The 21,811-nt window shown below is 58.7% G+C and carries 13 protein-coding genes and 1 pseudogene; 12 read left to right on the top strand and 2 right to left on the bottom strand.

Annotation, left to right across the window (positions count from 1 at the left end; all coding sequences use genetic code 11):
- Positions 1-97: pseudogene (locus tag ACNAZS_RS02775) on the top strand (hypothetical protein); the annotation flags it as partial.
- Between the two features lie 92 nt (positions 98-189).
- Here ACNAZS_RS02775 and ACNAZS_RS02770 read toward each other — a convergent pair.
- Positions 190-1,170 (bottom strand): Bug family tripartite tricarboxylate transporter substrate binding protein, encoded by a 981-nt coding sequence (locus tag ACNAZS_RS02770; RefSeq protein WP_415785915.1) that lies wholly within the window; start codon positions 1,168-1,170, stop codon positions 190-192.
- A 194-nt stretch (positions 1,171-1,364) separates the two neighbouring features.
- Between ACNAZS_RS02770 and ACNAZS_RS02765 the strand changes: the two genes are divergently transcribed.
- The 3 genes from ACNAZS_RS02765 (at position 1,365) to ACNAZS_RS02755 (ending at position 6,724) form a co-directional block, all read left to right on the top strand.
- Positions 1,365-2,318, top strand: coding sequence for a LysR family transcriptional regulator (locus ACNAZS_RS02765; protein WP_415785913.1), 954 nt, complete (start codon positions 1,365-1,367; stop codon positions 2,316-2,318).
- A 146-nt stretch (positions 2,319-2,464) separates the two neighbouring features.
- Complete coding sequence (locus ACNAZS_RS02760; RefSeq protein WP_415785911.1) at positions 2,465-5,806, top strand: acetate--CoA ligase family protein; 3,342 nt, start codon at positions 2,465-2,467, stop codon at positions 5,804-5,806.
- A 39-nt stretch (positions 5,807-5,845) separates the two neighbouring features.
- On the top strand, positions 5,846-6,724 hold the full coding sequence (locus ACNAZS_RS02755; protein WP_415785909.1) for an SDR family NAD(P)-dependent oxidoreductase: 879 nt from the start codon (positions 5,846-5,848) through the stop codon (positions 6,722-6,724).
- Positions 6,725-6,822: 98 nt separating this feature from the next.
- Here ACNAZS_RS02755 and ACNAZS_RS02750 read toward each other — a convergent pair whose 3' ends face one another.
- Positions 6,823-7,728 carry a LysR family transcriptional regulator gene (locus ACNAZS_RS02750; RefSeq protein ID WP_415785907.1) on the bottom strand — a complete coding sequence of 302 codons (906 nt, stop codon included), beginning with the start codon at positions 7,726-7,728 and terminating at the stop codon, positions 6,823-6,825.
- A gap of 85 nt (positions 7,729-7,813) precedes the next feature.
- Between ACNAZS_RS02750 and ACNAZS_RS02745 the strand changes: the two genes are divergently transcribed.
- The 8 genes from ACNAZS_RS02745 (at position 7,814) to ACNAZS_RS02710 (ending at position 21,801) form a co-directional block, all read left to right on the top strand.
- Complete coding sequence (locus ACNAZS_RS02745) at positions 7,814-8,584, top strand: NAD(P)H-dependent oxidoreductase (protein ID WP_415785905.1); 771 nt, start codon at positions 7,814-7,816, stop codon at positions 8,582-8,584.
- Positions 8,585-9,081: 497 nt separating this feature from the next.
- A complete protein-coding gene (locus ACNAZS_RS02740; protein ID WP_415785903.1) occupies positions 9,082-10,749 on the top strand; it encodes a Hint domain-containing protein in 1,668 nt (555 codons plus the stop codon).
- 174 nt (positions 10,750-10,923) lie between these two features.
- Positions 10,924-11,763: a PA4780 family RIO1-like protein kinase gene (locus tag ACNAZS_RS02735; protein WP_415785901.1), complete on the top strand. Its 840-nt coding sequence runs from the start codon at positions 10,924-10,926 to the stop codon at positions 11,761-11,763.
- Positions 11,764-11,974: 211 nt separating this feature from the next.
- Positions 11,975-14,179: an OsmC domain/YcaO domain-containing protein gene (locus tag ACNAZS_RS02730; RefSeq protein ID WP_415785899.1), complete on the top strand. Its 2,205-nt coding sequence runs from the start codon at positions 11,975-11,977 to the stop codon at positions 14,177-14,179.
- A gap of 418 nt (positions 14,180-14,597) precedes the next feature.
- Positions 14,598-15,749 carry an efflux RND transporter periplasmic adaptor subunit gene (locus ACNAZS_RS02725; protein ID WP_415785897.1) on the top strand — a complete coding sequence of 384 codons (1,152 nt, stop codon included), beginning with the start codon at positions 14,598-14,600 and terminating at the stop codon, positions 15,747-15,749.
- 45 nt (positions 15,750-15,794) lie between these two features.
- Complete coding sequence (locus tag ACNAZS_RS02720; protein ID WP_415785895.1) at positions 15,795-18,944, top strand: multidrug efflux RND transporter permease subunit; 3,150 nt, start codon at positions 15,795-15,797, stop codon at positions 18,942-18,944.
- A 12-nt stretch (positions 18,945-18,956) separates the two neighbouring features.
- The gene (locus ACNAZS_RS02715) at positions 18,957-20,375 is read left to right on the top strand and encodes an efflux transporter outer membrane subunit (protein ID WP_415785893.1); all 1,419 of its coding nucleotides are present in this window, start codon (positions 18,957-18,959) and stop codon (positions 20,373-20,375) included.
- Between the two features lie 241 nt (positions 20,376-20,616).
- Complete coding sequence (locus tag ACNAZS_RS02710) at positions 20,617-21,801, top strand: RNA-guided endonuclease TnpB family protein (RefSeq protein ID WP_415785891.1); 1,185 nt, start codon at positions 20,617-20,619, stop codon at positions 21,799-21,801.
- The last annotated feature ends 10 nt before the right edge of the window (positions 21,802-21,811 follow it).

Genomic DNA, 21,811 nt, shown 5'->3' with positions numbered 1-21,811 from the left:
CGGCCCCGACGGCAAGCTGTATGCGCACGCCACCACGACGTGCTTGATCTTTGACCACGCTGCGAAACCGTCCGAAGGATCCCATGGCCAAGCCTGAGATCGTTCTTTGTTCCCCCGTTTGCAGCGCGATTGGTACCGAAGGTAGGTGGCGACCGGGGCGTCGAACGTGCAGTTCAACGCCGAGTCGAATCACGACCCCCGGATGCCCGCCTTCTGGATGACATCGCTCCACTTGGCCATCTCGGCGTCGATGAATTTGCCGAATGCGGCGGCATTGCCCGGGTGCGGCTCCATCCCCTGCGCCAGAAAACGCTTTCTGATATCGGCGTCGGCCAGTGCGTTGTTGATTTCCGTGTCCAGGCGATTGACGATTTCCGCGGGTACACCCGCCGGCACCATGAACCCATACCAGCCCGACGCGACTACATTAGGCAACCCTTGGCCGCGCAGGGTGGGTGCCTGCGGGTAGATCTCGCTGGGCTCGGCCGAGGCCACGCCCAGCACACGCAGCTTGCCACTCTGGATGTGTGGCAGTGCCGCAGTGATGGCCGTGAGGGTGGCGTCGAGGCGGCCGGCGAGCAGGTCGGTATATGCTGCAACGTCGCCCCGGTATTGCACCGTCAAGCCTTTTACGTCGGCATCGCGCAGGAAGAGCTCGGCCGCCAGATGTGGCAGCGAGCCGTTGCCGGGCGAGCCGAAGGTCAGGCCATTGGTCTGTGATTTCCCATAGTCGATCAGTTCCTGCGCGGTCTTTGCAGGGGATTGCGCGTTGACGATCAAGAATAAGGGAACCGTGGCGGACATGGCCACCGGTTGCAGGTCTTTTTTGGGGTCGTAGCCGAGTTCGCCGTACAGGGCCTGTAGCGTGGAATAGGGCGCGGCGGCATACAGGATGGTATAGCCGTCGGCGGGGGCCTGAGCGACAAATTCGTTGGCGACCCGGGTGCCGGCGCCGGCTTTATTCTCCACGATAACGGATTGATTCAGGTGCTGCGCCAGGTAATTGCCGATCAGGCGCGCCGATAGGTCACTGGGGCCGCCGGCTCCGTACGGTGCCACGATTTTCACGTTGCGGTCGGGCCATGCCTGGCGCGCCAGCGCGCTCGGCACGATACCGGTGCAAGCGGCTGCGGCGGCCGCGCTCAATAGCGTCCTTCGGCTCATTGTCATATCTGTCTCCTGGATGTTCGAATAGGAATAGGGAGCGTTCGCCTGGGTATCCGCAAGAAGCCGGGGCCCTCGCGACCCTCGAGAGGCGATGATAGATGGCTGTTTCTATTAGGACAATTTTCAAATTATTGACAACTTAAAGGTTTAGGTTATAAATCGATTTTTCACTTTCCGGCGGCTGCAAAGGATATTTCATGGCATTCGAAGTCACGCTGCGGCAATTGCGGGCCTTTATCACGGTATTGGAATGCGGCAGCTTTTCTGTGGCGGCCGATACGATGCATTTGTCGCAGGCGGCCTTGAGCGGTCTGGTCAAAGAATTGGAAAGCCGGCTGGGCGTACGATTGCTGGATCGCAACACGCGTAGCGTCAGCGCTTCGGTGGTCGGCACGGCATTCGAACCCATGGTGCGTCGCGTGTTGGCTGACCTGGACGAGGCCCTGGAGAGCGTGACCAACCTGAAAGAACTGCGTCGTGGGCTGGTGCGTGTAGCCGCGCCCGAGACGTTGTCGTGCACGTTGCTGCCGGAACTCATTGCCGGCTATGGCGAGCGTCATCCTGGGGTGGATATCCGGTTTGACGATGTGCCGATCGAACAGGTGTTGGCCAACCTGCATAACGGCAGCGCGGATATCGGCTTCGGTCCGGCGGGCGTGCTGGCCGATGATGCGCTGCAGGCGCACCTGATCCGCATCGACGCCTTGTGGGCCGCGCTGCGTCCCGATGATCCGTTGGCGATGGGCAAATCGGTCAGTTGGAAAGACCTGCGCGAACGGCCACTGATCAGCTACATGCCCAATCTGGCGGTGAACGTGCTGAGTCATGTGCCGTCGCGGCATCATCCCGAGCAGATCGTGCCGGTGCATCGCGTCAACACGGCACTGTCGTTGCTGCGCGTGAGGCCCGGCTATGTCATCTGCCCTGCCATGGCGCGATCGTTGGTCGAAGGCTTTGGCCTGGTCTTCGTGCCCTTGTGCCAGCCCGCCGTAAATTGGCGTATTGCGCTATTTTCCCGTAGCCGACCATCGTTGTCGCCCGCGGTGGAAAGTTTTCTGGACTATGCCCTGGAGGCCGCGCAGGTCGACGACGCCGGCCGTGCGCCGACCGCGCGCCCCGCGATCCCACGAGGTCGGCGTGGGCGTGAATAAATAAGATTTTCCGATAAAAACTTCGGAAATCTCGTCTTGTCCGATAAAAGACGGGCGCGTATCTTAGGCGGCCAACCTCGGGGATTCGCAACGTGCGGATGCCGTTTGCAGTTTGCAGAGGTTTTCCCATTGTCATCCGGCCGCTTATGAATTTGTCCGACCTAGATTCTTTTCTGTCGCCGCGTTCCATCGCTATTGTTGGCGCATCGACTAATCCCGCCAAAGTCGGCGCCGTGCCGGTGCGATATCTGCTCGAGCAGGGTTATCGTGGCGAGGTGTATCCGATCAATGCCGGGGCGTCGCGGATCGAGGGGCATCTGTCCTTCCCATCATTGCGCGCCGTGGGCAAGCCGATCGATCTGGCGATTTTCGCCATTCCCGCAGCTGGAGCGCAGGCGGCGCTCGATGATGCCATCGCCGCGGGAGTGCGAAACATCGTCATGTTCTCGGCCGGTTTTGCCGAGCTCGGAGAGCAAGGCGTCGTCGCGCAGCGTGGGTTTGCAGAAAAGGCTAACGCGGCGGGAATCCGGGTGTTGGGGCCTAACTGCCTGGGTTTCATGAACGTGGCGCAGTCTGTGTACGCCACATTCTCGCCGGTGGTGTCGACCGGTCTGGTCAAGGCCGGCCACATCGGCTTGGTCAGCCAGAGCGGTGCGTTCGGTGCGTACGCCTACGCCATGGCGCGTGAGCGCGGCGTCGGCCTTTCCACGTGGGTGACGACGGGCAATGAATCGGACATTGACGTGGCCGACTGCATTGCATGGATGGCGCACGACCCGGCGACGCGGGTAATCATGGCCTATCTGGAAGGTTGCCGCGACGGTGGAAAACTGCGGCGCGCATTGGACTTGGCGCGCGTCGCGAGCAAGCCGGTGGTGGTAGTGAAGGTCGGCCGAACGGCACTAGGTGCACAAGCGGCCGCGTCGCATACCGCGGCGTTGGCGGGCGACGATGCGGTTTACCAAGCATTGTTTCGTCAACATGGTGCCTGGCGCGCACGCTCCATCGAGGAATTTTTCGATATCGCGCATTGTCTTGTGGTGTCGGGTCGGCCGACCAATGCTCGCGTGGGGCTGTTGACGGTGTCGGGCGGGGTCGGCGTGATGATGGCCGACGACGCCGCTGAGGCGGGGCTGGATGTTGCCGAGCTGCCAGCGGCTGCGCAAGAAATTATCCGGGCCCGCGTGCCCCTTGCCGCGACGCAGAATCCGGTCGATTTGACTGGGCAGGTGACGGCCGATCCGTCGCTGCTCGATACCGCGGCCCGCGCGATGTTAGAGCAGGGTGACTATGGCAGCCTGCTGATTTTTCTGGCGGCGTTCGGTAGTACGCCCGCCATGCAGGCCAGGCAACAACAACTGGCCGGAGATTTACGACGGGAATTCCCCGGCCGCTTGGTGATGTTCAGTGCGCTGGCCGACACCGCGCAGCAACGCGCGCTCGAGGCGCAGGGATGCCTGTGCTATGGCGACCCGGCCAGAGCTATCCGTGTACTGGCTGCGATGGGGTTCTTTCATGCGCAACAATGGCGGCCCATGCCTGAGCCTGCCGTTGCGAGCCCGTTGGTTGCGCTGCGACCCGGCGCATACAGCGAGGTCGACGCCATGCGAGTGTTGAGCGAAAGCGGCATACCGGTTGTGTCGGCGCGCCATGCGCAGTCTCGCGAAGAGGCAGTGAATCACGCATGCGCGTTGGGTTTTCCTGTGGTTATGAAGGTCGTGTCCGCCGATATTACGCACAAGAGTGATATCGGCGGCGTGGTGATGGATATCCGTGACGCGGCCGCGGCCGCTGGCGCCTATGATCGCATCTTGTCGGCCGTCGCCGGCGCAGCGCCGCACGCGCGAGTCCAGGGCGTGCTGGTTGCGCCGATGTTGCGCGGTGGTGTGGAGTGCATCCTGGGCGTGCGCCGGGATCCTGCTTTGGGGCCTGTCGTGATGCTCGGGGCGGGAGGCGTGAACGTCGAATTGCTGGGAGACGTGGCATTGCGGCTGGCGCCTGTCGATATCGAGCAGGCACGCGAGATGATCAGCGAACTGAAGATCGCCCCGTTGTTCGAGGGCTTTCGCGGCGCGCCCGCGGCCGATGTGGAGGCGTTGGCCGAGAGCATTGTGCGACTCTCGCAGTTTGCCGTGGCGGCGGGCGACGCGCTCGACTCGGTGGAGCTGAACCCGCTGATGGTGTTGCCGCGGGGCCAAGGTGTGTGCGCGTTGGATGCGGTGTTGTTGACGGGAGCCACCTGCCGGGCATCATCCGCCACCCGGCAGGCAGTGATTGTCACGTTGCCTCTGTTCGAGATGGCACGCATGCGGGCCTCGAATACCGCGCGCAAGCATGCGGTGGCGGGGTTTGCCGGCGACAGCCCCGCGTCGACAATGCGTTGGGTGAATCAGTTCACACATACTCGCAGGCTGCGGGGTCCCGACGACAAAGAAGTCGTGACGCCAAACAACGACACACTGTTTACCAATGCGTGGCTGGACCTGTCTGCGGGGCCGCTGGTCATCGACGTTCCGGAGATGGGATCGCGTTACTGGGTGCTGGGATTTCTGGATGCCTGGACAAACCCCTGGGCGTATGCCGGGCGACGCACTACGGGCGGAGACGCGCAGCGCCTGTTTGTGCATGGTCCCGGCTGGCAAGGACCCGTGCCGGTGGGTATGCATCGGATCAGTGCTCCCAGCGACGACGTGTGGGTCATCGGCCGCATTCTGGTGGATCCCCATGCGGCGGACTTGGCGCAAGTGCATGCGTTGCAAGACCGCTTCGCCATTGGCCGAATCGACGGCACCCCTGCATTGTCGCGCTTGGATGTGCTGCTCGATAACCGCGATACCGGCATACCCGAGGCTCACGAATACCTGCGCGTGCTGGATAACATGCTTGAACGCAATCCTCCGTCCGAGCCCTTGCCGGGCTGGCCGCCCACCGTAGCGGATCTGCAGACGGCGTTGGCCGAGGTTTACACCGAGCTGCGCGACGTGGCGCAGCCTTCCGAGTTGGGGGGCGGCTGGACCACAGCGGTCGCTGTGCGCACGAGCTTTGGCAGCGACGTTCTGACACGCGCCCGTGTGGCACGCAACTGGATCGGCACGCTGGGTGTCGACGAGGCGATGTACATCATGGCCGAGGTGGATGCCGATGGCGTGCCGTTGACGGGCACACAGCGTTATGAGCTACGCTTTCCACCGCAAGGCGGGCCGCGGGTGGGCGCGTTTTGGTCGATTACGCTATACCGTCGCAGCGACTGTCTGTTGGCGGCCAATCCCATCGGTCGACATTCCATCGGCGATCGTACGCCGGGCCTGCAATATGACAAGGATGGTGGCTTGGTCATCTCGATCCAGGCCAACGATCCGGGGCCTGAAAAAAACTGGCTACCCGCGCCCGCAGGCGCGGAATTTTATCTGACGCTGAGGCTGTACCAGCCCCAGCCTGTTCACTTGGACGGCGTGTTCGATTACCCTGCGGTACGGCGCGTCGACTAAGTCGTCGGCGCAATGGTGATGGTTTATCAGGAGCAGCGTATGTTGAAACGACTAGAGGGCAGGGTGGCGATCGTGACTGGCGCAGGTGGCGGGCTGGGACGCGCCCACGCTATTGAACTGGCGCGACATGGCGCGCGGGTGGTGGTCAATGATCTTGGCAGTACGGCTCAGAATGTGGCTGAGGAGATCCGCGCGGCCGGCGGACAGGCCATCGCAGTCGTGAGCGACGTGACGCGATATGCGGACATGGAGGCCATGGCCGCCCGTTCGGTGGAGGCTTTTGGACAGATCGACATCTTGGTGAACAACGCAGGCATTTTGCGGGATCGCAGCTTTGCCAAAATGGACTTGGACGATTTTCGCCTGGTGTTGGATGTCCATGTCATGGGCACCGTCAATGCCACCAAGGCGGTGTGGTCTCAAATGTGCGCGCAGTCATACGGACGGATCGTGATGACGACCTCGTCGTCGGGTCTGTATGGCAATTTCGGACAATCGAACTACAGCGCAGCCAAGATGGCGCTGGTCGGCCTGATGCAGACTCTCGCGCTCGAAGGAACCAAACACAACGTGCGGGTGAATTGTCTGGCGCCCACCGCCATCACCGCGATGACCGAGGGCTTGCTGGATGCGCAGGCGGTTGAGGTGTTGACGCCGGAGAAGGTTAGTCCGGGCATGGTGGCTCTGGTCGGCGAAGACGCCCCGACGCGCATGATTCTGTTGGCGGGCGGGGGCAGCTTTGAATGCGCGCACATCACGATGACGCAAGGCATCTACGTAGGTGACGCGGACACCCCGGTCGATGTCCTGTGCGAACAACTCGACCGCGTACAGGCCCAGGTCGGCCAATTCGTCCCGGCGTCGGGCTGGGATCAGTCCAAGCATGAATTGGCAAAAGCCATTGAACACGCGAACTGACGCGTCGGGTGGATAGGGTCGATAAGGGACCTAACTGACAATCGTGGTTTTCTCCGACGGAGATGCCTCGTCAAGTCGAGTTACACAACCCATTCTCCTTACGACGTTCGTACCGAGCTCGCGATGCGCTCTCGCAGCCATTGATGCGCGGGTTCGCGATGGACCCGCTCTGGCCAGAGCATGAGCATCTCGAAGCCGGGTACGTCGAGAGGCGGCTCGACGACTTGCAGCGCGGCATTGCCGCTCACTAACCGCGACGGCACCATCGCCACCATGTCGGTGCTTGCCAACACCGTGTTCAGGACCAAGAAATGCGGCACGGACAGCACGACCCGACGCGTCATGCCCCGCTCGGCCAGCGCCGTGTCCGTCACGCCATGGAATCCGCCACCGTCCGGCGACACGATCACATGGTCGAGCCTGCAGAACTGCGCCAGGTTTGGACGGCGTTTCAAACGAGGGTGCCCGGCGCGGCCGGCCAACACATAGCGTTCCGTGAACATTGACGTGCGACGTAGATCCAGGGGGGCCTCACTACCGATGAGGAAGGCCAGGTCAATGTCTCCTTGCTCCGTTTTCTTCGCCACTTGCGAGGGAGCACTTTGTACGATGGCCAAGCGTGTTGCCGGCGCGGCCGCGCGCAGCGCCGCCAGTGCGGGCAGCACGATCGTGAACTCGCTGTAGTCAAAGGCCGCAATGCGCCAAGTCTGGCTGGCCTGGGCGGGATCGAAAGGATTTGAGGGGGCCACCGCCTGCGCCAACGCGGCCAATGCTCGCCGCAACGGCTCGCGCAGTTCGTCGGCGCGCGAGGTTGGCCGCATGCCGCGGGGGCCGGGCAGCAGCAGCGGATCGCCGAAGAACTCGCGTAGCCGGGCGAGTTGTACGCTCACAGTGGGCTGGGACAGATGCAGGCGTTCGGCCGCGCGCGTCACGTTGTGCTCGATCAGCAAAGCGTCGAGCGTGACCAGCAGATTCAGGTCGAGACGCCTCAAGGAATAGTTCATGCATATACCTGAAATACTGGAAATTCATTTCTACTATATCTGATGCCGTTCTAACGTGTCTCTCTTTAATGAGGGAGCACCAACCATGAACGTTCTTCTTGTCCACGCCCACCCCGAGCGCACGTCCGTCACCCATCAACTCGCCGAGATTTCGGCCGAGGTACTGAAAGGCCAGCATCACGAGGTCATGCAGTCTGATCTGTACGCCATGGATTGGAAAGCGGTGTTCGATGCCCGGGATTTTCCCAGGCGGGCTCGTGAGAATCGCTTGTCCTTCATCGAGGAGTCCGGGCATGCGTTTGCTAATGGCTACCAGACGCCCGACGTTGAAGAAGAACAACGCAAGCTCGCCGTGGCCGACGCGGTGATTCTGCATTTCCCGCTTTGGTGGTTCAGCATGCCGGCGATCATGAAGGGGTGGGTGGACAGGATCTGGGCCTACGGATTGGCTTATGGCTATCAAGGGGCAGGTAACACCTATCGTTACGGCGACGGCGCTTTTGCCGGCAAGCGCGCGCTGCTGGCGGTGTCTGTGGGTGGGCCGGAGATCGACTACTCGCCTCGCGGTATCAACGGACCATTGGACCAACTGCTCTTTCCTATCACGCATGGCACGTTGTTCTTTCCTGGCATGCAAGTGCTGCCTACCTTTGCCGTCTATGGCGCTGCGGCCATCGACGTCGAAGGCATGGCCGCGGCCGCTGCGGCCTGGCGTGGTCGGGTGGAAGGGTTGTTCGAGGACGAGCCAATCGCATTTCGTCGGCAAAACGGCGGCGACTATCCGGATCGTCACGTTTTGGGTGATCACATTGCACCGGATCAGACGGGCTTGATGGCACACATTGTCGATACTTAGCCGACGGGGGAGTCCAAGACGCGCGGCTCTTGCGCCAATGCGTGACGTCAGAGTCGATCTGCTCGCGGGTAAAGGTCTGCAAAAGGGGCATGGATACCCCTTCGTTTGCCCGATATTATTAATATTTATTTAAAAATATTCGATTTTGAAAAATTATGTATATCTATCTAAATTAAACGAAATTAGACGAACTTAAACGATTTTAAGTTGGTTTATAAAAATCGAGATATTGATAGTTCTCGTCATTTCGTTACCATTGCTAGCAATATGAAGGTAGCGCGGTGATCCGATCAAGCAGCAGGACGTCAATGGCCGGTTCTGGAACTGCATGTACTGCGTACGCACTCGCACAGTGACGACACGCAATAACGCCCACTCTAAGTGTAAATACCCAAGAGGTTATATCCCTGGTTCATCGAACCGAATTCGAGAAATTTGGTGTGTATAGAAAGTAGTTCGCAGTGTTCCGTTTAATTATTATTTATTAAAGGTAACTCATGGCTGACATACCAGTATATATAAACTATGAAAACTCGCCGGTCTCGATTGATCAGGGCGATTACCCTGACGATACATTACTGCATGCGACATATGCGTTATCGGGAGTAGATTTATCTATCTCTAATGAATCGAACTCTGATAGCGTGCTTGAGGTTGAAGTAGACGCGTATTACTACTTGTCTGTGGCCGATCCCATTGGGCTAACCTTGGAAGACAACGCGAACGTCAAGCTTGTCTCTCTGGATAACTGGTTTCTCGATGAATATGCAACAGCTGAAACATTTATATTCAACTATAGTATTGGAGATGGGGCTACGCTGGAGATGACGCCTCAGTTCATCGGCGCAGTCGTTAACGGTGGCACCTGGTGGAGTGGTGCGATCAACGTTGATTTTGGTGGTGCCGGCGAGTCGACCTTGATTTATGATGCCAGCGGTTTGGGTGGCATGGATAATCCCGAATATTATCCAAAGCTTACGGGCATGGCTGAGGGCGACCAGCTTATCGTCCCGAATACTGACCGTGCTTATTATCAGGATGAGACACTGTATTTTGAAAATTCGGCGGACGGTAGCCGTGTTGTGTTTAACGCCTCTGACCTGAACCCTGAGTGGATGACTTTCGACGGTGGGTCGATGACCTACGCGTGTTACCTGAAGGGCACGCACATTGCGACGCCCGATGGCGAAGTCAAAATCGAGGATATCAAGGCGGGCGATCAGGTCTTGACCGCCAGTGGCGGCATTGCCACCGTTAAATGGCTGGGCTATCGCAAACTGCGCAAGCAGCATATTCCGGTAAAAAATGCGCTTGTCGCCTTTCCCATTCTGTTCACGAAAGACTCGATCGCCTCAAACCGGCCCCATCGGGATTTGATAGTGTCGCCCTGGCACCATCTTTATTTCGATGGCGCGCTGATTCCGGCCATGTTGTTGGCGAATGGTCGGACGATTATCCAGCAATTCGATATGAAGGTTTTTGAGTATTTTCATATTGAGCTGGAACGGTTCGATATTATGTTGGCCGAAGGTGTGCCGGCAGAGTCGTATGTCGATACGGGTAACCGCAAGATGTTCCAGAATGCCAAGACCGCTGCATTGCATCCGGATTTTGCGCCTGCTCAAGGGCGTCCGGTGATCGAAGGTATCAAGGTAGTACGATCGGGTCCCATCGTCGATGCGGTGCGCAAGCGCCTGCTTCAGCGCGCCGAAACCATGACCCAGTGCGCACGCACGTCTGATGCCGATTTGCGCCTCGAAGTCGACGGCCAGGAGGTTCGCGCCCTGGACGCGAGCCAGCAAGCAGACGTCGTTCGTTTCGTTTTGCCGACAGGCGTTCGGGTAGGCGATGTGCGCATCCGCTCTCGCTCGGCGGTGGTGCGTGACACAGCGGTAAGCGCGCGTCGAGATTTGCGGCAAGTGGGTGTGGGCCTGGTACGTATCACTATTGAAGACCAGGACGGTCGCCGCGATATCGACCTGCAAAGTGCACACCTGGAAGGCATGCATACACCGCAGGACGTGCGCGGCACTACCATGCGCTGGACCAATGGCGATGCGGTGATCCCAGCGGCGCTGCATGGCATTCGCGGCCCCGCGTTGCTGGAGCTGCATGTACTGCGTACGTACATATACTGGGAGAATGTCCAGCAACGCGCCGCTTGATCCGGGTGGGTCTCGGCCGTTACAAATGCCCGCACGTTTATAATGGTGCATGGCATCATTCCTTTCGTTTAAAACATTCTTGCACGCGGTACCGTCCACGCAGTTTCCGGAGGCCGTCGTCGCGCTTTTCCTTGACCCTGAGCTTTTGCATTACAGCCCGTTGCAGAGGGGGGTATGAAAACGCCCAAGCGGCTGGTTCCGCTGATCGAGGAAGGGCTTATTGACGAAGTGCTTGGCCAGTTGATGAGCGGCAAGGAAGCGACGGTGTATGTCGTGCGCAGCGGCGACTCCGTGCGTTGCGCGAAGGTCTACAAAGACGTCAAGCAGCGCAGTTTCCGGCAGGCCGTGTCATACCTCGAGGGCCGCAAAGTTCAGAATAGCCGGCAGGCGCGGGCGATGGGCAAAGGCACGCGATATGGCCGCGAAATACAGGAACAGTTGTGGCAAAACGCTGAGGTCGATGCTTTGTTTCGGCTGGCTAATGCGGGGGTGCGTGTGCCGCAACCCTATATTTGCACCGATGGCGTATTGCTGATGGAGTTGGTGTCCGATGGCACGGGCAACGCCGCGCCACGCCTGAACGACGTTGAGCTGACGGTCGAGCACGCCGTGGTTTTGCATGCGCTGTTACTCAAGCAGGTGGTACGCATGTTGTGCGCTGGCGTCGTGCATGGCGATCTTTCCGAATACAACATCTTGTTGGCGGCCGATGGTCCGGTGATCATCGATCTGCCTCAAGCCGTCGATGCCGCCGCCAACACTGAGGCCGCAGCGATGCTCGAGCGTGACGTGGACAATCTGGCAAGCTATTTCGGCCAGTTTGCTCCCCAACTGCTGGACACGAGTTATGGCAAGGAAATCTGGGCCTTGTACGAAGCCGGTGGGTTGCATGTCGATGTCGAGTTGAGCGGCAAGGTCGAGATTGACACCCGCGCTGTCGACATGGATGGTCTGATGCAAGACATAGAGGATAGCCGTCTCGAGGAAGAAGAGCGGCGGCGCCGTGCGGGGTAAGCATCAGGCGAAGCCTGGTTACGTGTCATCTGACGTACAGAATATTGGCGAATCTGAATGATTCATTTCAGTGCCGAATAGGTCAGACAGAAGGTAAATGGTAGCAACGACAGTCGAGCAATTTACCGGCGCTTGCGGTTTAACGACCTTTAACCGTCCTGTATAAAAAAATGCGGGCAGGCTTTTTTAGCATCACTTTTAGAATTCCCCCATGGAAATCAAAGTCAACTTTCTCGATAAGCTGCGTCTTGAAGCCAAGTTCGATGACTTCACGGTCGTGGCCGATCAGCCTATCCGCTATAAGGGCGATGGCTCGGCGCCTGGTCCCTTCGATTATTTTTTGGCCTCGTCGGCCTTGTGTGCAGCTTATTTTGTGAAGCTGTACTGTGTGACGCGTAATATCTCCACCGAAAATATCCGCCTGTCACAGAACAATATTGTGGATCCGGAAAACCGGTATCAGCAGATATTCAAAATCCAGGTTGAATTGCCGCCGGATATTCTGGAAGCAGATCGTCGAGGTATTTTGCGTTCTATCGAGCGTTGTACTGTAAAGAAAGTGGTACAAGCCGGGCCAGAGTTCGTTATCGAAGAGGTAGAGAACTTAGATGCCGATGCGCAGTCGTTGCTGACATTGAAACCGGCAGCGGACGCTCGCACCTATATTTCGGGCAAGGATCTGCCGTTGGAGCAGACCATTGCCAATATGTCGGGCGTTCTGGCTGGCTTGGGCATGAAGATTGAAATCGCTTCGTGGCGCAATATCATTCCGAATGTCTGGTCGTTGCATATCCGCGATGCGCATTCGCCGATGTGCTTTACCAATGGCAAGGGGGCGACTAAAGAAAGCGCGTTGGCGTCGGCGCTAGGGGAGTTTATCGAGCGTCTGAACTGCAACCATTTCTATGGTGGCGCGTTTTGGGGCGAAGACATCGCGAATGCGGCGTTTGTGCATTACCCGAACGAGCGCTGGTTCAAGCCTGGCCCTGGGGATGCATTGCCAACTGAAATCCTGGATGCGCACTGTCTGGAAATTTACAACCCCGATGGCGAGCTGCATGGCTCGCATCTGTACGACACCAACTCCGGCAATATGCAGCGCGGTATCTGTTCGCTGCCGTACGTGCGGCAGTCGGACGGCGAGGTGGTGTATTTCCCGTCCAACCTGATCGAGAATCTATTCGTCAGTAACGGCATGAGTGCCGGTAATACGCTGGTCGAAGCACAGGTGCAAAGTCTGTCCGAAATCTTCGAGCGGGCGGTAAAGCGCGAAATTCTGGAAGGCGAAATCGCATTGCCTGATGTGCCGCACGAAGTGCTGGCAAAGTATCCCGGCATTGTGGCCGGGATTGAGGGACTGGAGGCGCAGGGCTTTCCGGTATTGGTCAAGGACGCGTCGTTGGGCGGGACTTATCCTGTGATGTGCGTCACCTTGATGAATCCGCGCACTGGCGGTGTGTTTGCGTCGTTTGGCGCGCACCCGAGCTTCGAGGTGGCGCTGGAACGGAGTCTGACGGAACTGCTGCAGGGGCGCAGTTTCGAAGGCCTGAATGATTTGCCTCAGCCCACCTTCAACAGTGATGCCGTCACGGAGTCAAATAACTTTGTAGAGCATTTCATCGATTCCAGCGGACTGGTGTCGTGGCGCTTTTTCAGCGCTAAAGCGAACGTCGAATTTGTTGAATGGGATTTTTCTGGCCAGGGCGAGGACTCCAATGCCGAGGAAGCCGCAACGCTGCTGGGTATCTTGAAAGACATGGGCAAAGAAGTGTACACGGCGGTGTATGACCAGTTGGGCGCCGTCGCCTGTCGAATCCTGGTGCCCGGTTATTCAGAGGTCTACCCGGTCGATGATTTGATCTGGGACAACACGAACAAGGCGCTGTTGTTCCGCGCCGATATCCTGAATTTGCATCGCCTGGACGATGCCGGTCTGGCCGCACTGCTGGAGCGATTGGAAAATAACGAGCTGGACGATTACCTCGACATTGCGACGTTGATCGGCGTCGAGTTCGATGAGAATACGGACTGGGGACAGCTAACCGTTCTCGAGTTGAGGTTGCTGATCAATCTGACCTTGAAGCAATTTGATGCGGCGCAAGAGCTGGTGGGTGCCTTCCTGCAATACAACGACAACACCGTCGAACGCGGATTGTTTTACCAGGCCCTGAATGTGGCGCTGGAAGTACTGCTCGATGACGAGCTGGAACTGGACGACTACGTGGTTAACTTCCGCCGGATGTTTGGTGACGCCCGGATGGACGCGGTAATGGGGGCATTGGACGGCAGCGTGCGCTTCTTTGGGCTAACGCCAACGAGCATGAAACTGGAGGGCCTTGATCGGCACCACCGCCTGATCGACAGCTACAAGAAAATGCATAAGGCGCGGGCCAATGTGGCGGCGGTAGCCAATTAGGATGACGCGTCATGGCTGGGCCGCTCAGCTCCCAGCACAATCGCATATTCTTTGCGCCAAACCCGTTCTTGCGTGCCGACGACGGCCGGCGCATTCGCACGCTACTCTAGCTTAGCCAGAGCTTGCTCAGTGAGCTGATCCGCGAAACGGAAGGGACGGGCCGCCATCGAGCGGCCCGTTCGCCTTATGAGTGCCGCAGAGAAACTGACACGCTTGTCAGCCGAGTGTCTGCCTCCTGTCAGTAGTTGGTCATAGGATTGACAGCCTGGGTTGCTTAAAGTCTCCATCACTCATTAAAACCCTGCTCGCTTGGATGCTATAAGCAACGGCTCGAAACCTAGAGCCGAGATCAAGGCACCGATCAGCGTGAGGATGGATGAGAACTGCCCACAACAGAACGATCACTCCTTGAGATAGAATGCCCAACGTTTATCGGCTCAGCAGCTTTCGATTGTGCATTGCGGCAGCGGCCTTCGGCGCAACGACGTTGCTTTCAGCGTGTGGCGAGTCGGTATCGGCGCCGACGGCGCTGACGCCGATTGTTGATATACACGAAGTTCGTCTAGAACCCTACGTCTTGCAACGAGAGCTGCCTGGCCGAATAGAAGCGATACGGGTCGCTCAAGTACGTGCTCGTGTCGCGGGCATCGTGTTAGAGCGCCGGTTCGAAGAGGGCGCAGATGTCAAAGAGGGCGATGTGCTTTTTCGCATCGACCCGGCTCCCTTTGAGGCAGAGCTCGCACGCGCACAAGGAGAATTAGCCCGATCCCAGGCCCAACGGACAGAGGCGAGTGCGATCGTCAAGCGCTACCAGCCCCTGGTTCAGATCGAGGCTGTCAGCCGGCAGGAGTTTGACAATGCCTTGGCGACGCTGCGTACCGCCGAGGCAACGCTCATCTCCGCACGCGCAAACGTCAAGACTGCACAGCTCAATTTGGGTTATTGCACCGTTAGGGCGCCGATTTCGGGCCGCGTAGGTCGGGCCATGGTGACCGAAGGCGCGCTGGTTGGCCAAGGAGAGGCAACGCCACTAGCGACCATTCAACAGATCGACCGTGTGTATGCCGATTTCGTCCAACCTGCCGGTGAGGTCCAGCGGTTGCGCGAAGCGCTGGCGAACGGGCAGGTAAAACCGGACAACGGCGCTGTGACATCGGTGTCCGTCCTGGTCGACGGCGCGAGCCAGGCGCTCAAGGGCAGCTTGTTGTTTTCGGATATCTCGGTGGATCGAGGCACGGGTCAGCTATCGCTACGTAGTGTCGTGGATAACCCGGCGTTGACGTTGCTTCCTGGCATGTATGTGCGTGTGAGGATCGATCAGGGCACGTCGTCTCAAGCCGTGCTGGTACCGCAACGTGCGGTGCACCGGACCAGCACAGGGCAGGCGCAGGTTCTGGTGGTAGACACGGATAACGTCGTGCACCGACGTAACGTAGAGACCGGGCGCATGCAAGAGGCGCGTTGGCACATCGTCAACGGCCTGATGGCCGGTGAGCGTGTTGTCACAGGGGGGGCTGCGCGCGCTGGTCAAACCGTGCAGGTGCGCACGCAGACTGCATCCGCTGGTTGATTCTGATCGGCTTCCCTGCAATCTTCCTGTCCCCTGGACTCCGCCATGCCCGAATTTTTCATTAAACGCCCTAAATTTGCCTGGGTGCTCGCCATTTTTATCACTCTGGCGGGAATACTCGCGATCCCCTCGCTCCCTATGGCCCGCTATCCGGAGGTCGCACCGCCGCGTATTTCCATCAATGCGACCTACCCAGGCGCATCGGCATCTGTCATGGTCGATTCGGTCATCAGTGTGATCGAAGAAGAACTGAACGGGGTGCGGAATCTGCTGTATTTCGAATCATCCGGCAGTTCGAACGGTACCGCGGAAATCAACGTGACCTTTCAGCCTGGCACGGATCCAAACATGGCCCAGGTGGATGTGCAAAATCGGCTGACCAATGCCGAAGCCAGGTTGCCACAGGCGGTGCTGCAACAAGGCGTCGAGGTGGATCAGGCCAGTTCCAATTTTCTCATGATGGTGGTTATCGGCTACCAGGACGGCGTCGAAAATCCGAGTCGTGTGCAACTGGGCGACTTCATCGCTCGCAATATCAATAATGAGCTCAGAAGAATTCCGGGCGTGGGCAGACTGAGTTTTTTCGGCGCCGAAGCGGCCATGCGTGTCTGGGTGGACGCTGGTAAGTTGCAGGGTTATAGCCTATCCATTGCCGATGTGCGCAATGCGATTGCGGCACAGAATGTCCAGGTGCCGGCCGGTAGTTTCGGCAGCATGCCAACTGATTCGAAGCAGGAGCTCAGCGCCTCCTTGTCGGTCGATGGCATGCTGGCCGATCCCGAGGCGTTCGGCGGTATTGTGTTGCGCGCCAATCCGGACGGTTCGGCGGTCTATCTCAGGGATGTGGCACGCATCGAGATCAACTCCGAGAACTTCAACTTTCAGGTTCGCGCCAATGGGCAGATGGGCATTGCCACCGGAATCCAGCTTGCGCCCAACGCAAACGCCCTGGAGACGGCGGCAGCGGTGCGCGAGCGTCTTCAGGAGCTGTCTGCGTCTTTCCCGGATGGGGTCGAGTACCGGGTGCCTTATGACACCTCTCGCTTTGTAGAGGTGGCCATTAACAAGGTCATACAGACCTTGCTGGAGGCCATCGTGCTGGTGTTTCTGGTGATGTTGCTGTTTTTGCAGAACTTGCGCTATACGCTGATTCCCACCATCGTCGTGCCGGTCTGCCTGATGGGGACGTTCGCCATGATGTTGGCCCTGGGCTTCTCCATCAACATGATGACAATGTTCGGGATGGTACTTGCCATCGGTATTCTGGTGGATGACGCCATCGTGGTCGTCGAGAACGTCGAGCGCATCATGGCCGAGGAAGGACTGTCGCCGCGAGACGCCACTGTCAAGGCTATGCGGCAGGTGTCGGGCGCCATTGTCGGGATCACGCTGGTGCTGGCTGGTGTATTCGTCCCGCTGGCTTTCATGAGCGGCTCGGTGGGTGTCATTTATCGCCAGTTTTCATTGTCCCTGGCAGTGTCAATCCTGCTTTCCGGTTTTCTTGCTTTGACATTCACGCCCGCGCTTTGCGCCACGCTCCTGAAGCCTATCCCTCCAGGTCATCACCACGAAAAAAAGGGCTTCTTCGGTTGGTTCAACAAGCGCTTCGGCAGGATTACCGAGCGATATGCCATGCGAACGTCGAGATCGGTGCGACGTACCGGGCGCTACATGGCGATTTACGCCGTGCTGGTGGCGGTGTTGGCGGTGCTTTACATGCGCCTGCCTGAATCCTTCGTTCCGTTGGAAGATCAGGGCGTCATATTTACCGACATCAGGATGCCGCCGGGCGCCACACAGGCGCGGATGGAAGAGATGGTAAAGCAACACGAGGCCTACATTGCGACCCGAGAAAACTTTGTGGCCAACACAGCCGTCATGGGTTTCAGTTTCTCGGCAAGTGGGCAAACTGCCGGCGTGGTTTTCTCGGTGTTGGAAGACTGGTCTGAACGTGGGCGCGGAGAGTCGGCAATGGACGAAATTGCTTTATTCAACCGTGCATTTCGGGATGCTCCCGACGGCCGGCTCATGGCAATTTCGCCACCGGCTATCCCCGGACTGGGCGTGTCGGGCGGCTTTGCCATGCGGTTGCAGGATCGCGGGGGCGTAGGCCGTGACACACTGATCGAAGCACGTGACCAGCTGCTGGCGCAGGCCTTGGCATCGCCTCTCTTGTCCGGTGTGCGCCTGGAGGGTCTGGCGGATGCCCCCGAGCTGCATCTGGAAGTGGATCGCAGCAAAATGGAAGCGTTGGGTGTCAGTTTCGACCGCGTCGCTGGTGCGTTGTCTGCAGCGTTCGGTTCCGCGACGGTCAACGACTTCATCAATGCTGGCCGCACGCAACGGGTCATCATCCAATCCGACATAGGAGATCGATTGACCCCGGAAGGTCTCGAGCGGGTTTATGTTCCCAATCGCGAAGGCAATTTGGTTCCGTTGACCAGTTTTGTTTTGACCGATTGGCGGCTCAATGCCGCGCAATCGACTCGTTATAACGGCTATCTCGCATTTCGCATCGCGGGCGATGCCGCCCCCGGTGGCAGTTCCGGCGAGGCGATGGCGGAGATGGAGCGTATTGCGTCAACGCTACCCGAAGGCATTGGCTACGAATGGACAGGAATTTCCTATCAGGAACGCTTGGCGGGTTCCCAGGCGCTTGGTCTGTTCGCTTTGGCCTTCCTTGTTGTGTTCCTGGTGCTGGTGGCCCTGTATGAAAGCTGGTCGATCCCGGCAGCCGTTATGTTGATCGTGCCGATAGGCGCACTGGGTTCGGTGTTAGCCGTGACTGTGCTGGGCATGCCCAACGACGTCTATTTCAAGGTTGGCCTCATCACCATCATTGGCCTGGCGGCCAAGAATGCCATCCTGATCGTGGAGTTTGCCAAGGACCTGCATCGCGACGGCATGGGCGTATACGAGGCAGCGGTCGAGGCGGCACGAATGCGTTTTCGTCCTATTGTCATGACATCCATGGCTTTCGTTCTGGGTGTCGTGCCGTTGGCCATCGCAACCGGGGCAGGGGCGGCGAGTCAGCGGGCATTGGGGGTAGGCGTGATTGGAGGCATGTTGAGCGCCACCATTCTTGGTGTGCTGTTTGTTCCGACTTTTTATTCCTGGGTCATGGGGTTACGTGCCAGGTATCAGACGGTGCCTGATGCCACGACAGAACGCCCTTTGACGCAAGAAGCGAATTGAGCAAGGTCACGCATGTCTGTATTTCTGACTAAATCTCTGTGGGTCGTCGCGGTTGTCGTTCTGTCTGGCTGTACGTTGACGCCGGATTATCAGCGTCCCGTAGCACCTATACCTGCGGCCTGGCCTGCCGCCTTTGCCGGCGAACAGCAGGGGGGCTCGGCGGCATCGATTGCGTGGCAGGATTTTGTACGCAACGACGAAGCGCGCGAGCTCGTCCACCTGGCTTTGGAAAACAACCGCGATTTGAAAACGGCGCTGCTGGACATCGAGGCAGCTCGAGCCCAATACCGCATACAGCGAGCCGACCGCTACCCCTTCATAGATGGGCAGGCAAGCGGCCAGCGCCAGCGTGTGCCCGCCGACATCGGCAGCCCTGGTCAGGACAGGATATCCGATCGCTACGAAGTCGGGCTGGGTCTGACAGCGTTCGAATTGGACCTGTTCGGCCGATTACGCAGCCTTTCCGAAGCGGCCTTGCAAGAGTACCTGGCGACGGAGGAGGTGGCTCGAGCGGTGCGCATCAGCCTGATCGTATCCGTGTTGGAATCCTATGTCGTTGCCGACGGTGCGCTCAAGCGTAGGCTGCTAACGCAAGAGACCCTGCAAACCAGGCAAATCTCGCTCAATCTCATCAGCCAACGCCGTAGCCAAGGTGTCGCAAGCGCTTTGGACTACCAGGATGCCATTGCACTGACCGAGGAGGCGCGAGCCGAACTGGAACGTACCGATAGGGAGTTTCAGCGTGCACGCAATGCCTTGGCCATGCTGGTCGGCAATACGGTTGATCGCGACGCCATTTTGACGGCGCCAGCATCTGGCAGCATCATCTCCGACCAGGTCCATGCCGGCTTGCCTGCCGAGCTACTGCAGCGTCGCCCCGACATCCTTGCTGCAGAACGCCGGCTGATGGCGCGCAATGCCGATATCGGCGCAGCCCGTGCGGCATTCTTTCCCAGACTGTCCCTGACAGGCAGTTATGGCAGTGCGAGTTCAGATCTGTCCGGCCTTTTTGAGGCGGGAAGCGGGGCGTGGACGTTCGCCCCTCGCATTGATCTGCCTATATTTCGCGGTGGCCAGAACCGTGCGAGCCTCGACCTCGCATCGGTGCGACGCGATCGTGCCGTTGTCGCCTATGAGCGAACCATCCAGACCGCATTTCGAGAGGTGGTCGATGCGCTGGATGGCCGAGAAACCCTGGCCCGTGAAGCGCAGGCGCGCCGCGCCCTGGCTGCCGCAAGCACTCAGGCGTTGACTCTGGCCGAGGCCCGGTACAAGCAAGGTGTGGATGGCTTTCTTCGCTATCTGGACAGCCAGCGCAGCAGTTTTGCCGATCGTGTGGGCGCCATTGACGCGGCGACGGAGCATGATGTGGCTGTCGTGCAGTTGTTCGGCGCGGTGGGAGGTGATTGGAGCGCAGCATCTGAGCTGTGATATCGACGCGCGCAATCGCGCTGCTGTCAGCCGCGTATAAACCCGTTGCAGCCACAATCGTGGTCATTCTTTGATGATTCACACGGGTGAAACAAACTATTCATCCATTGCGCCGAGAAACCTCGGCATTCTTGCCGGGGAGGAAAGGGGCGCAGCCGTTAGGCTGCAGGATTGGTCTGATATGAGCCGATATCTGAATGAATATCCAGTAATTTGGTTTGGCGCGGATAGTATCTGGGGCATGCAAATCAAACGTGCCTACCGATTCCGGTTCTATCCCACGCCCGGGCAAGCGATCACGCTGGCTCGCACGTTTGGGTGTGTGCGCGTGGTCTACAACCACATGCTTAATCTTCGTTCGACGGCCTGGGCCCAGCGGCAAGAGCGTCTGGGATATCGCGCGACTTCGGCTGCGCTGACGGTCCTGAAAAAAAAGTCGGACTGCCTGTGGTTGAACGAGGTCAGTAGTGTCCCGCTGCAACAAACGCTGCGTCATTTGCAAACGGCGTTCGTTAATTTCTTCGCGAAACGCACGGGATACGCGCGCTTCAAACGCAAAGACGGCCCGCAATCGGCCGAATACACCGCCAGTGCCTTTCGCTGGGATGGCCGGTCGCTCAAATTGGCGAAGATGCGCGAGGCGCTCCCGATTCGTTGGTCCCGTCAGCTCCCCAAGGCAGCCAAGGTCACCACCGTCACCGTCAGCAAAGACCCGGCAGGACGATATTTCGTCAGCCTGCTGTGTGATGACGTTGTGGTGCAGAAAACGCCCGCGTCGACTGGCGTCGGGATTGACCTGGGACTGACTCATTTTGCGACCCTCTCAACAGGAGAAAAAGTCGATGCGCCACAGATATTTCGACAACATGAAGCCAAGTTGGCCAAGCTACAACGCCGCTTGGCCAGGAAACAACGCGGCTCGGCTCGCCGGGCCAAGGCAAGGCTAAAAGTCGCCAAACTGCATGCCAAGATCGCAGACACCCGCAGGGATTTCCTGCACCAGCTTTCCACCCGGTTGATCCACGAAAACCAAGTGATCGCCGTAGAAAGCTTGTCTGTGTCAGCCATGCGGAAAAACCGCTGCCTTGCTAAGTCCATCAGCGATGCTGGGTGGTCGGAGTTTGTAAGACAGCTGGAATACAAGGCACGTTGGTACGGGCGTGAGTTCGTGGGCGTGGATCGCTGGTACCCCTCCAGCAAGCGCTGCCACGCTTGCGGGCACGTTTTACCTAAGCTGCCGTTGAGCGTGCGGCAGTGGTCCTGTCCAGAATGCGGCACAGACCACGACCGTGACCTCAACGCAGCGCATAACGTATTAGCCGCCGGGCTGGCGGTGTTAGCCCTTGGAGAAACGGTAAGACCTGAGTGCATGAGTGTTGATGCGCAACGGCTCGGTTCTGTGAAGTGGGAATCCCTTTCCCTTTAGGGAAGGGAGC

The sequence above is a fragment of the Bordetella tumulicola genome, from assembly GCF_965138755.1.
Lineage (GTDB): Bacteria > Pseudomonadota > Gammaproteobacteria > Burkholderiales > Burkholderiaceae_B > Bordetella_A > Bordetella_A tumulicola.
The sequence above is the reverse complement of the archived record's forward strand: the minus strand, read 5'-3'. Positions and strand labels throughout refer to the sequence as shown.